Below are 11,178 nucleotides of genomic sequence, written 5' to 3' on the forward strand. Positions count from 1 at the left end.
GCAGACGGGCCTGAATGGACGGCTGCGCCGACGATGCCGCCGGCGGCTCGGGCGCCGGCCTGGGGCTTGGCGCCAGCAGCAACAGCAGGAGATGCAGTGCGCACGACAGCAGCAGCGCCAGGACGGAGCCGGGCTGTCGCCGGCTCAAACGCGGTTTGGACATTGCGGATAGCGCGTACCGCCATCGCTGGCGGCATGAGGCTCGGCGGGCCAGCACGGGATGGCGCATGAAAGAACCGGCAAAGCGCTCAGCCTTGCGGTTTCTCTGCAGGCGCGGCTACTGCCTTGCCGGCATTCTCTTCTTGCGCCGGATGCTTCAGGCGCTTCATGAATTGCACGAAATGCGGTTGGAACGATGCAAACAACGGGTTCTTCCGATTCTCGAGCATGACTTCGCTGAACAGCTTCAAACCAACGCCAAATGCGGCAGCGGTCGTGGCATCGAAATCTCCCCGGCTACGCAGGCGCTCCACGATTGCGATGATCTCATCGTGATTGCCCACCTCGAACTGCAATGGCACCTGCGAAGAAGGCTCGCCATCGGCATCCGAAAGATGTTCCAGGGTGACACGATATCGATGTTTCTTCACGACCGAATTTCCTTAGTACTGATGATCCGGAATCGCTGCCAGCCGGGGCGCCCGTCTGCATCCCGGCGCCCAGCCCGCTGCCGCCGCTGAGCGGCTTTCGCAAGGATACGCCCGGGAAGGGGTGCTGCCGCACGTGGAATACGCTCTGCCAGCGCTTCGAACCGGGCCGGGTGCCGATCGTGCCCGAGGCCCGGCCGCACGTCCAGCGTGCTCCGGGCCTTGAAGCGCGCGAGCACGGCGGGCGCCACCGGATCCGCCTCCCATCTTCCGCCCCGCCCCTTCGATCAACAGGCTGCCGCACCCACTCTCAAAGCGTGCTTGACGCACACGCAGTCACTGACGCCAGAAAATATCGACTTCGAGGATCAAGCAATCGTTGCCAAGGCCGATATCGGTCCATAGGCTGTCGCAACACCGCACACCACGAGGTTTGCGGGCGACCATGCCATCAAGAGCATTGACGGAGACGCGCGATGTTTTCCCTTTTGGGCAGTTCAACCCATGCCAAGACCCTCGAAACCCTGATCGCAGCCCTGGAAAGCGGGGACGCGATGCCCCCTTCCCAGCTCGGCGACACGCCTCTGCAGCGCCGCGCCTGTCAGGCCTGGCAGAAGCGCCGCGATGCCTGCGACACGCTGGAACGACAAAACGCCGACTTGCGCGCCGAGATCGAGGCGTTGCGCGCCCGCCTCGGCGAGCGCGAAGATGCCTTCCACAGCCTGCAGGTGCGCTTCGATCTGGTCGGCCGCGCCAGCAGCGAAGGGCTGTGGGACATGGAGGTGATCGCCGGCGATCCGCTCAACCCGCGCAATGCATTCTGGTGGTCAGACCAGTTCCGCGCGCTGCTCGGTTTCCGTGACGAAAACGACTTCCCCAATAGTCTGGGAAGTTGGGCCGACCGCCTGCACCCCGAGGACAAGCAGGCCACACTGGATGCGTTCGCCCGCCACCTCGGCGACCATGGCGGCAGCACGCCGTATCAGGTCGAATACCGGCTGGAACTCAAGAGCGGCGGCTACCGCTGGTTCCACGCCAGCGGCGAAACGCTACGCGACAAGAACGGCATCCCGCTGCGGGTGGCCGGTTCGCTGCGCTCCATCCACGAGGAACGCGAACACCAACGCGAGCTGGAAACCACCATGACGCGTTTCGAGCTATCGCGTGAAATGCTCAACGACGGCATCTGGGACATGGAGGTGATCGCCGGCGATCCGGTCAATCCACGCAACCCGTTCTGGTGGTCGCCGCAGTTCCGCCGCCTGCTGGGCTTCGAAACCATCGAGGAATTCCCCGACGTGCTCGACAGCTGGGCCTCACGCCTGCACCCGCAGGACAAGGAAGCCGCCATCGGCGCCTTCGTCGCCCACCTCAAGGACAGCTCGGGCCGTACCCCGTTCGACGTCACCTACCGTCTGCAAACCAAGAGCGGCGAATACCGCTGGTTCCGCGCCCGCGGCGCAACCCGCCGCGCCGCCAACGGCACGCCCTTGCGGGTGGTGGGCGCGCTGGTCGACATCCAGGCGCAAGTGGAACAGAAAGCGCTGCTCGAAGCCCAGGAACAGCAGCGCCGCACGCAGGAAGACAATCTGCGCCAGCTCACCGACATCGTGGCGGCCATCCAGAGCATCGCCAGCCAGACCAATCTGCTGGCGCTCAATGCCGCCATCGAGGCCGCCCGCGCCGGCGACGCCGGACGCGGCTTCGCGGTGGTCGCCGACGAGGTGCGCAAGCTGGCCACCCGCACCACCGAGGCCACCCAGCACGCCGCACGCATGATCAGCCACCAGGAGCATCAGGACTGACGCCGCAACCACGGCGGAGCGCCACACCACAATCGAGGCGCTTTTCTTCGGGCAAGAAAAAACCCGCAAGGCCTCGAGCCATGCGGGTTTTCGATCGTGCTTCTTGCCACTGCGCGGCAGGTGTTCTTGGTGGGTGCTGACGGGGTCGAACCGCCGACATTCGCCTTGTAAGGGCGACGCTCTACCAACTGAGCTAAGCACCCGCGCCGGGACGGCCTTGACGGGCAATCCTGTAAAGCCCGTCAGTTTACTGCATCTTTGAGGCCTTTGCCAGCGCGGAATTTGGGAACCTTTGCCGCCTTGATCTTGATGTTCTTACCGGTGCGGGGATTGCGGCCGGTACGTGCTGCGCGTTCGCCGACATAGAAGGAACCGAAGCCCACCAGGGTCACGCTGTCTCCGCTCCTGAGGGCTTCCACCACGCCCTCGACGGCTGCATCCAGGGCACGACCTGCCGCGGCCTTCGAGATTTCGGCGTGCTTCGCGATAACGTCGATCAGTTCTGATTTGTTCACTTAAACCCCTCCGAAAATGCACTGCGATGGGACGGAAGCTCACTGCATTGCGCTGATGGCGCGGGACATCGGGCGTGACTGGGCTGCTTGCCAATTTCATGGTTTTATAGCGCGCGCACTTCAGCGGTGTCAACGCGGCATATCAACGACAAAGCCGCAACGTGTATGCATACGTTACGGCTTTGTCGCGAGGGGCATGCGGCAGAGTGTTCTGCCTTGCGGAGGCTCAGTGCGGGCGCTGGGTAGCGGCGGCCGCATCGGCCTCCGCCGGGGCGGCCGTGACAGCGGCAGCCACCGCTTCGGGCAAGGGCTCCGGACGGCGTTCGAGCGCACGCTCCAGCACCTGGTCGATCCACTTGACCGGGACGATCTCCAGCGCATTCTTGATGTTTTCCGGAATCTCCGCCAGGTCCTTGACGTTTTCTTCCGGAATCAGCGCAGTGTGGATGCCACCCCGAACGGCAGCCAGCAGTTTTTCCTTGAGGCCGCCGATGGGCAGGACTTCACCGCGCAGCGTGATTTCGCCCGTCATCGCCACGTCGCAACGCACCGGAATGCCGGTCAGCACCGATACCAGCGCGGTGCTGATCGCGATCCCCGCGGACGGGCCGTCCTTGGGAATCGCGCCTTCCGGCAGGTGGATGTGCATGTCGCTCTTCTGGTGGAAATCCTCTTCGATGCCCAGCGAGCGCGCGCGTTTGCGCACCACCGACAGCGCGGCCTGGATGGATTCCTGCATCACCTCGCCAAGCTTGCCGGTGGTGAGCACCTTGCCCTTGCCCGGCAGTTGCACCGCCTCGACGGTCAGCAGTTCGCCGCCGACTTCGGTCCACGCCAAGCCGGTGACCTGCCCGACCTGGTTCTGCTTTTCGGCGATGCCGAAGCTGTACTTGCGCACACCGAGGAACTTGTCGAGGTTCTTCGCGTTGATGACGATCTTGCTGCTGCGGCTCTTGAGCACGAGCTGCTTGACCACCTTGCGGCAGATCTTGGAGATCTCGCGCTCGAGGCTGCGCACACCCGCTTCGCGGGTGAAATAACGCACCACGTCGCGCAGCGCCTCTTCGGTGACCGAGAGTTCTTCCGGCTTGAGGCCGTTGTTCTTGATCTGCTTGGGCAGCAGATAGCGCTGGGCGATGTTGACCTTTTCGTCTTCCGTGTAGCCGGACAGACGGATCACTTCCATGCGGTCGAGCAGTGCCGGCGGCAGGTTCAGCGTGTTGGCCGTGGCGACGAACATCACATCGGACAGGTCGAAATCGACCTCGATGTAATGGTCTTGGAAGGTGTGGTTCTGCTCGGGGTCGAGCACTTCGAGCAGCGCCGAACCGGGATCGCCGCGGAAGTCCATGCCGAGCTTGTCCACCTCGTCGAGCAGGAACAAGGGGTTCTTGACGCCGACCTTGTTCATGTTCTGCAGGATCTTGCCCGGCATCGACCCGATGTAGGTGCGGCGGTGGCCGCGGATCTCGGCCTCGTCGCGCACGCCGCCAAGCGCCATGCGGATGAACTTGCGGTTGGTGGCCTTGGCGATGGACTGGCCGAGCGAGGTCTTGCCCACCCCGGGAGGGCCGACGAGGCACAGGATCGGCGCCTTGACCTTGTCCACGCGCTGCTGCACGGCGAGGTATTCGAGGATGCGTTCCTTGACGCGGTCGAGTCCGTAGTGGTCCCTGTCGAGCACCTTCTCGGCTTCGACCAGGTCCTTGCTGACGCGCGATTTCTTCTTCCAGGGCAGGCCGATCAGCGTGTCGATGTAGTTGCGCACGACGGTCGCCTCAGCCGACATCGGCGACATCAGGCGCAGCTTCTTGAATTCGGACTGAGCCTTGGCGAGCGCCTCCTTGGGCATGCCGGCGGACTTGATCTTCTTGTCCATTTCCTCGAGGTCGGCGCCTTCCTCGCCCTCCCCAAGTTCTTTCTGGATCGCTTTGACCTGCTCGTTCAGGTAGTACTCGCGCTGGCTCTTTTCCATCTGGCGCTTGACGCGACCGCGGATGCGCTTTTCGACCTGCAGGATGTCGAGTTCGGCTTCGAGCTGGTTCAGCAGCTTCTCGAGACGCTCGCCGGTGTCGAACATTTCCAGCACGTCCTGCTTCTGCTCGAGCTTGAGCGGCAGGTGCGCGGCGATGGTGTCGGCCAGGCGGCCCGCTTCGTCGATGCCGGCCAGCGAGGTCAGGATCTCGGGCGGGATCTTCTTGTTCAGCTTAACGTACTGGTCGAACTGGGCAACGATGGCGCGGCGCATCGCCTCGACTTCGTTGGTATCGACCTCGCTCACCTGAACCGGCGACACCTTCGCCACGAACAGGTGGCGCAGGTCCTCGACCGAATCCACGCGGGCGCGGCGCACCCCTTCGACCAGCACCTTGATGGTGCCGTCGGGCAGCTTCAGCATCTGCAGAATGTTGGCGATGCAGCCGATGGAATAGAGGTCTTCGATCGAAGGCTCGTCCTTGGCCGCCGATTTCTGCGCGACGAGCAGGATGCTCTTGCCGGCTTCCATGGCGCTCTCGAGCGCCTTGATCGACTTTGGGCGCCCGACGAACAGCGGGATGACCATGTGAGGAAACACCACCACGTCGCGTAGCGGCAGCAGCGGCATTTCCAGTTGTTCGTTGGGGAGGTCAGCAGAACCCGACATTTTCATTTTCCTTAAGCGAAAGGTCACACCCATGTATGGGCGTGACCTGGAAATTCAAGCGACGGGTACGGCCGGCAGCAGAAAAACGCGTGCCTCAGTTGGCACCCGACACTTTCGGCTGCTCGGCGTAGATCAGCAGCGGCTTGCCGCCTTCCTCGATCGTCGCCTCGTCCACCACGACCTTGTCGACGCCGTTCAGGGTTGGCAGGTCGTACATGATGTCGAGCAGCGAAGCTTCGAGGATGGAGCGCAGGCCACGTGCCCCCGTCTTGCGCTTGATCGCCTTGCGTGCTACGGCGTGCAGCGCCGCCGGACGAATCTCGAGTTCGACGCCTTCCATCGAAAACAGTTTCTGGTATTGCTTGACCAGCGCGTTCTTGGGCTCGACCAGGATCTGGATCAGCGCGGCCTCGTCGAGTTCCTGCAGCGTGGCGACGACCGGCAGGCGGCCGATCAGTTCGGGGATGAGGCCGAACTTGATCAGATCCTCGGGTTCGACTTGGCGGAAAGTATCGGTGAGGTTCTTGCCTTCCTTGCTCTTCACCTCTGCGCCGAAACCGATGCCGACTTTTTCGGTGCGGTTGCGAATGACCTTTTCCAGGCCGTCGAAGGCGCCGCCGCAGATGAACAGCACGTTGGTGGTGTCGATCTGGATGAAATCCTGGTTGGGATGCTTGCGCCCGCCCTGCGGCGGAATCGAGGCCACCGTGCCTTCGACCAGCTTCAGCAGGGCCTGCTGCACGCCCTCGCCCGACACGTCGCGGGTGATCGAGGGGTTGTCGGCCTTGCGCGATATCTTGTCGATCTCGTCGATGTAGATGATGCCCTGCTGCGCCTTCTCCACATCGTAATCGCACTTTTGCAGCAGCTTCTGGATGATGTTCTCGACGTCCTCGCCGACGTAGCCGGCTTCGGTCAGCGTCGTCGCATCGGCCATCACGAAGGGCACGTTGAGCAGGCGCGCCAGCGTCTGCGCGAGCAGCGTCTTGCCCGAGCCGGTCGGCCCGATCAGCAGGATGTTGCTCTTGGCGAGCTCGACGTCGTCTTCCTTGGCCTCGATGTGGCGCAGGCGCTTGTAGTGGTTGTACACCGCCACTGCGAGATTGCGCTTGGCCTTTGCCTGGCCGATCACGTACTGATCGAGGATGTCGCAGATCTCGCGCGGCGTGGGCAGCGCGCCCTTGATGCTCTCCGGATCTGCGGCGCCAACGATCTCGTCACGGATGATGTCGTTGCACAGTTCGATGCATTCGTCGCAGATGAAGACCGAAGGGCCGGCGATCAGCTTGCGCACCTCGTGCTGGCTCTTGCCGCAGAAGGAGCAGTACAGCAGCTTGTCGCCGCCAGCCTTCTTGTCCGTCATGTGGGGGTCTCCTGAATCAGGTGTCGTCGCGGCTGGTCAGAATCCTGTCGACCAGGCCGTATTCGACCGCGGCCGCGGCAGACATGAAGTTGTCGCGGTCGGTGTCCTTCTCGATGCGCTCCAACGGCTGGCCGGTGTGCTTGGCCAGCATGTCGTTCAGGCGCGAGCGCAGGTAGAGGATTTCGCGGGCGTGGATCTCGATGTCCGAGGCCTGCCCCTGGAAGCCGCCCAGCGGCTGGTGGATCATGACGCGCGAGTTGGGCAGGATGAAACGCTTGCCCTTCTCGCCCGCAGCCAGCAGGAAGGCGCCCATGCTCGCCGCCTGGCCGATGCACAGCGTGCTGACGTTCGGCTTGATGAACTGCATGGTGTCGTAGATCGCCATGCCGGCGGTGACCGAGCCGCCGGGCGAGTTGATGTAGAAGGAGATGTCTTTGTCCGGATTCTCGGATTCGAGGAACAGCAACTGCGCGACGATCAGGTTGGCGGTCACGTCATTGACGGGGCCGACGAGGAACACCACCCGCTCCTTCAGAAGGCGCGAATAGATGTCGTAGGCGCGTTCGCCGCGACCGCTCTGTTCGACCACCATCGGAACCAGGCCGAGGCCGACCGGATTCCAGTCGCTGCTGTGCTGGGGTGTTCCTTGCATCATTCGTCAGACCCTTTGCGGACTCAGCCCGCGTTGCCCATCAGTTCGTCGAAAGTCACGTCCTTGTCGGTGGCCTGAGCCTTCTCGCTCACCCAGGCGACGACATTGTCTTCGATCACCACGGCCTCGGCCTGCGCCAGACGCTCGGGTTGAGCGTAATACCAGCGCACGAGTTCCGACGGGTCCTCGTAGCTCTGCGCCATTTCCTCGACCAGCGCGCGGATCTGCTCCGGCTTGGCCTGGAGTTCGTTGGCCTTGACCAGCTCGGCCATGATCAGGCCCAGGCGGACACGGCGCTCGGCCTGCTCGGCGAACCACGACGGATCGACCGGGATGTCCTTGGTCTTCATGCCGCGCATTTCGAGATCGCGGCGGGCGTTGTCGGCCAGTTGCTGCGATTCGGCCTGCACCAGCGCCTTCGGCACTTCGATCGGGGTGACGGCGATCAGCGCGTTCATCACCTGTTCCTTGACCTTGGCCTGGATGCGGCGCTTGACCTCGCGCTCGAGGTTGCCCTTGACCTCTTCGCGCAGCTTGGCCACATCGCCGTCGGCCACACCCAGCGAGCGCGCGAAGTCGGCGTCGATCTCGGGCAGCACCGGGCCTTCGACCTGCTTCACGGTGATCTCGAACTGGACGGTCTTGCCCGCCAGCTCGGTGGCATGGTAGTCGTCCGGGAAGGTCAGATCGAAGGTCTTGCCCTCGCCTGCCTTCAGCCCGGTGACCGCCGCCTCGAAGTCCTTCAGCATGGCGCCGGCGCCGATCACGAAAGGAAAGTCCTGGGCCTCGCCGCCTTCGAACACCTCGCCGTCCTTGCGGCCGGTGAAATCGATGGCGACACGGTCGCCCTCGGCCGCGGCACGGTCAGCCGCGGCAAAGGAGGTACGCTGCTTGCGCAGCACGTCGAGGGTTTTGTCGACTTCGGCATCGCCGACGGCCAGGGCCGGGCGTTCGATCTGCTGGCCGGCGAGTTCGCCGACGACCACTTCGGGATAGACCTCGAAGACAGCGCTGAACGCCAGCGTGCCTTCAGCAGCACCGTCCTTGGGTTCGATGCTCGGATAGCCCGCCACGCGCAGGTTCTGCTCGCGCACGGTGTCGCCGAAGGCCTTTTCGACCGCGGCACCGACCGCCTCGCCGCGCGCCTGGCCGCCATGCGTCTGGGCGACGATCTTCATCGGCACCTTGCCCGGGCGGAACCCCGGCATTTTCACCGTGCGCGCCATGCGCTTGAGGCGGGCATCCACCTCTTTCTCGATGTCCGCCAGCGAAACGGCGATGTCGATACGGCGCTCCAGCGCGCTCGGGCTAACCTGGTTCTGCTCCATTGAGTCGATCCTGAGAAGTCAAAAAAACCGTTCCCGCCGACGCGGGCACACCCCAAGAAGAGGCACGCGCACTCATCGTCAGCGTAAACGCGATGAACGAAAAGCGGGATTCTAGCACAGCCCCCGCGTCACACCCGGGGACTGAATCCGGCCGCGATCGAGGGCGCGGATACGCCGCGAAAAGGCGGATGCAGGCGCGGAACTCACACCACGGCCGGGCCTCTGATGCTACAGAGCCGGCGTCCTCGCATGGTGGCCGGAGCTCGCTGCAACGTGGCTGGATACGGGGCGCGCATGCCGGATATACGCCCCTCGCACCGATCGTAAGGGAGACTGCCATGTCCATCTTCAATGCTTACCAGGCCCGCTTCGAGGCGTCGCGCGAAGAGGAAATGTCGCTGCAGGAGTATCTCGAACTGTGCCGCAGCGACCGCATGGCCTACGCTTCGGCCGCGGAACGCATGCTGGCCGCGATCGGCGAACCGGAACTGGTCGACACCCGCCAGGACCCGCGCCGCTCGCGCATCTTTTCCAACAAGATCATCCGCCTCTACCCCGCCTTCCGTGACTTCTACGGCATGGAAGAAGCCATCGAGCAGATCGTGTCCTACTTCCGCCATGCGGCGCAGGGACTGGAGGAGAAGAAGCAGATCCTCTACCTGCTCGGCCCGGTGGGGGGCGGCAAGTCGTCCCTGGCGGAAAAGCTGAAATCGCTGATCGAGAAGATTCCGTTCTACGCAGTCAAGGGCTCGCCGGTACATGAATCGCCGCTCGGCCTGTTCGACGCCCAGGAGGACGGCCGCATCCTGGAAGACGACTTCCACATTCCGCGCCGCTACCTCGACACCATCATGAGCCCGTGGGCCGTGAAGCGCCTGCACGAATTCGGCGGCGACATCACCCGCTTCAGGGTCGTCAAGCTGATGCCTTCGGTGCTGCGCCAGGTGGCGATCGCCAAGACCGAGCCGGGCGACGAGAACAACCAGGACATTTCGTCCCTGGTCGGCAAGGTCGACATCCGCAAGCTCGAACAGTACTCGCAGGACGACCCCGACGCCTACAGCTATTCTGGCGGCCTGTGCCTGGCCAACCGCGGCCTGCTCGAATTCGTCGAAATGTTCAAGGCACCGATCAAGGTCCTGCACCCCCTGCTCACGGCCACGCAGGAAAGCAACTACAAGGGCACCGAGGGCTTCGGCGCGATTCCGTTCGATGGCATCGTGATGGCGCACTCGAACGAATCCGAATGGGTCGCGTTCAAGAACAACCGCAACAACGAGGCCTTCCTCGACCGCATCTACACGGTCAAGGTGCCCTACTGCCTGCGCGTGTCGGATGAAATCCGCATCTACGAAAAACTGCTCACTCACAGCTCCCTGTCCGAAGCGCCGTGCGCACCCGACACGCTGAAGATGATGGCGCAGTTCTCGGTGCTCTCGCGGCTGAAGGAGCCGGAGAACTCCAGCCTCTTCTCCAAGATGCGCGTCTATGACGGCGAGAACCTCAAGGACACCGACCCCAAGGCCAAGAGCTACCCCGAATACCGCGACTACGCCGGGGTCGACGAAGGCATGACCGGGCTTTCCACCCGCTTTGCCTTCAAGACACTGTCGAAGGTCTTCAACTTCGACCACCGCGAAGTCGCCGCCAACCCGGTGCATCTGATGTACGTGCTCGAGCAGCAGATCGAGGCCGAGCAGTTCCCGGCCGAGACCGAAGCCCGCTACATGGGCTACATCAAGGAATACCTGGCGCCGCGCTATGCCGAGTTCATTGGCAAGGAGATCCAGACCGCGTACCTCGAGAGCTATTCCGAATACGGCCAGAACATCTTCGACCGCTACGTGATCTACGCCGACTTCTGGATCCAGGACCAGGAATTCCGCGATCCGAACACCGGCGAGATCCTCGACCGCGCCGCGCTCAACGACGAACTCGAAAAGATCGAGAAGCCGGCCGGCATCAGCAACCCGAAGGATTTCCGCAACGAGGTGGTCAATTTCGTGCTGCGCGCCCGCGCCAAGCATGACGGCCGCAATCCGAGCTGGACGTCCTACGAGAAGCTGCGCGCGGTGATCGAGAAGAAGATGTTCTCCAACACCGAAGACCTGCTGCCGGTGATCAGCTTCAACGCCAAGGCCAGCGCCGACGAACAGAAGAAGCACCAGCAGTTCGTCGACCGCATGATCGAGAAGGGCTACACCGAGAAGCAGGTGCGCCTGCTGTGCGAGTGGTACCTGCGCGTGCGCAAGTCTTCATGAACCCGTGCGGATGAGGCGGGGGG

8 protein-coding genes and 1 tRNA gene are annotated in these 11,178 nt (G+C 63.4%); 2 read left to right on the plus strand and 7 right to left on the minus strand.

Annotated features, from left to right (window positions below; all coding sequences use genetic code 11):
• Positions 1-248 precede the first annotated feature (248 nt).
• Positions 249-590, minus strand: coding sequence for a DUF3861 domain-containing protein (locus C666_RS17010; RefSeq protein WP_004344648.1), 342 nt, complete (start codon positions 588-590; stop codon positions 249-251).
• Positions 591-1,063: 473 nt separating this feature from the next.
• Between C666_RS17010 and C666_RS21120 the strand changes: the two genes are divergently transcribed.
• On the plus strand, positions 1,064-2,392 hold the full coding sequence (locus C666_RS21120) for a methyl-accepting chemotaxis protein (RefSeq protein WP_004344650.1): 1,329 nt from the start codon (positions 1,064-1,066) through the stop codon (positions 2,390-2,392).
• Between the two features lie 127 nt (positions 2,393-2,519).
• Here the strand turns inward: C666_RS21120 and C666_RS17020 are convergent.
• From C666_RS17020 to tig, 6 genes are all read right to left on the minus strand, one after another.
• Positions 2,520-2,595 (minus strand) — tRNA-Val (locus tag C666_RS17020).
• 39 nt (positions 2,596-2,634) lie between these two features.
• Positions 2,635-2,907 carry an HU family DNA-binding protein gene (locus C666_RS17025; RefSeq protein WP_004344652.1) on the minus strand — a complete coding sequence of 91 codons (273 nt, stop codon included), beginning with the start codon at positions 2,905-2,907 and terminating at the stop codon, positions 2,635-2,637.
• A gap of 226 nt (positions 2,908-3,133) precedes the next feature.
• Entirely contained in the window at positions 3,134-5,551 is a 2,418-nt protein-coding gene (gene lon, locus C666_RS17030) for an endopeptidase La (protein ID WP_004344654.1), read from the minus strand.
• 94 nt (positions 5,552-5,645) lie between these two features.
• Complete coding sequence (gene clpX, locus C666_RS17035) at positions 5,646-6,914, minus strand: ATP-dependent Clp protease ATP-binding subunit ClpX (protein ID WP_004344657.1); 1,269 nt, start codon at positions 6,912-6,914, stop codon at positions 5,646-5,648.
• A 16-nt stretch (positions 6,915-6,930) separates the two neighbouring features.
• Positions 6,931-7,569 (minus strand): ATP-dependent Clp endopeptidase proteolytic subunit ClpP, encoded by a 639-nt coding sequence (clpP, locus tag C666_RS17040; RefSeq protein WP_004344659.1) that lies wholly within the window; start codon positions 7,567-7,569, stop codon positions 6,931-6,933.
• A gap of 20 nt (positions 7,570-7,589) precedes the next feature.
• Positions 7,590-8,894, minus strand: coding sequence for a trigger factor (gene tig / locus C666_RS17045; RefSeq protein ID WP_004344661.1), 1,305 nt, complete (start codon positions 8,892-8,894; stop codon positions 7,590-7,592).
• 338 nt (positions 8,895-9,232) lie between these two features.
• On the opposite strand from tig, the gene C666_RS17050 reads away from it, so the two are divergent.
• Positions 9,233-11,155, plus strand: a complete 1,923-nt coding sequence (locus tag C666_RS17050; RefSeq protein ID WP_004344664.1) for a PrkA family serine protein kinase — start codon at positions 9,233-9,235, stop codon at positions 11,153-11,155.
• Positions 11,156-11,178 lie beyond the last annotated feature (23 nt).

Source organism: Thauera linaloolentis 47Lol = DSM 12138 (assembly GCF_000310205.1).
Lineage (GTDB): Bacteria > Pseudomonadota > Gammaproteobacteria > Burkholderiales > Rhodocyclaceae > Thauera > Thauera linaloolentis.

Excerpts from the sequence above, each read along its gene's own strand:
- lon (WP_004344654.1), bottom strand. The coding sequence starts at position 5,551 with ATGTCGGGTTCTGCTGACCTCCCCAACGAACAACTGGAAATGCCGCTG.
- C666_RS21120 (WP_004344650.1), top strand. The coding sequence starts at position 1,064 with ATGTTTTCCCTTTTGGGCAGTTCAACCCATGCCAAGACCCTCGAAACC.
- tig (WP_004344661.1), bottom strand. The coding sequence starts at position 8,894 with ATGGAGCAGAACCAGGTTAGCCCGAGCGCGCTGGAGCGCCGTATCGAC.
- C666_RS17050 (WP_004344664.1), top strand. The coding sequence starts at position 9,233 with ATGTCCATCTTCAATGCTTACCAGGCCCGCTTCGAGGCGTCGCGCGAA.
- clpX (WP_004344657.1), bottom strand. The coding sequence starts at position 6,914 with ATGACGGACAAGAAGGCTGGCGGCGACAAGCTGCTGTACTGCTCCTTC.
- clpP (WP_004344659.1), bottom strand. The coding sequence starts at position 7,569 with ATGATGCAAGGAACACCCCAGCACAGCAGCGACTGGAATCCGGTCGGC.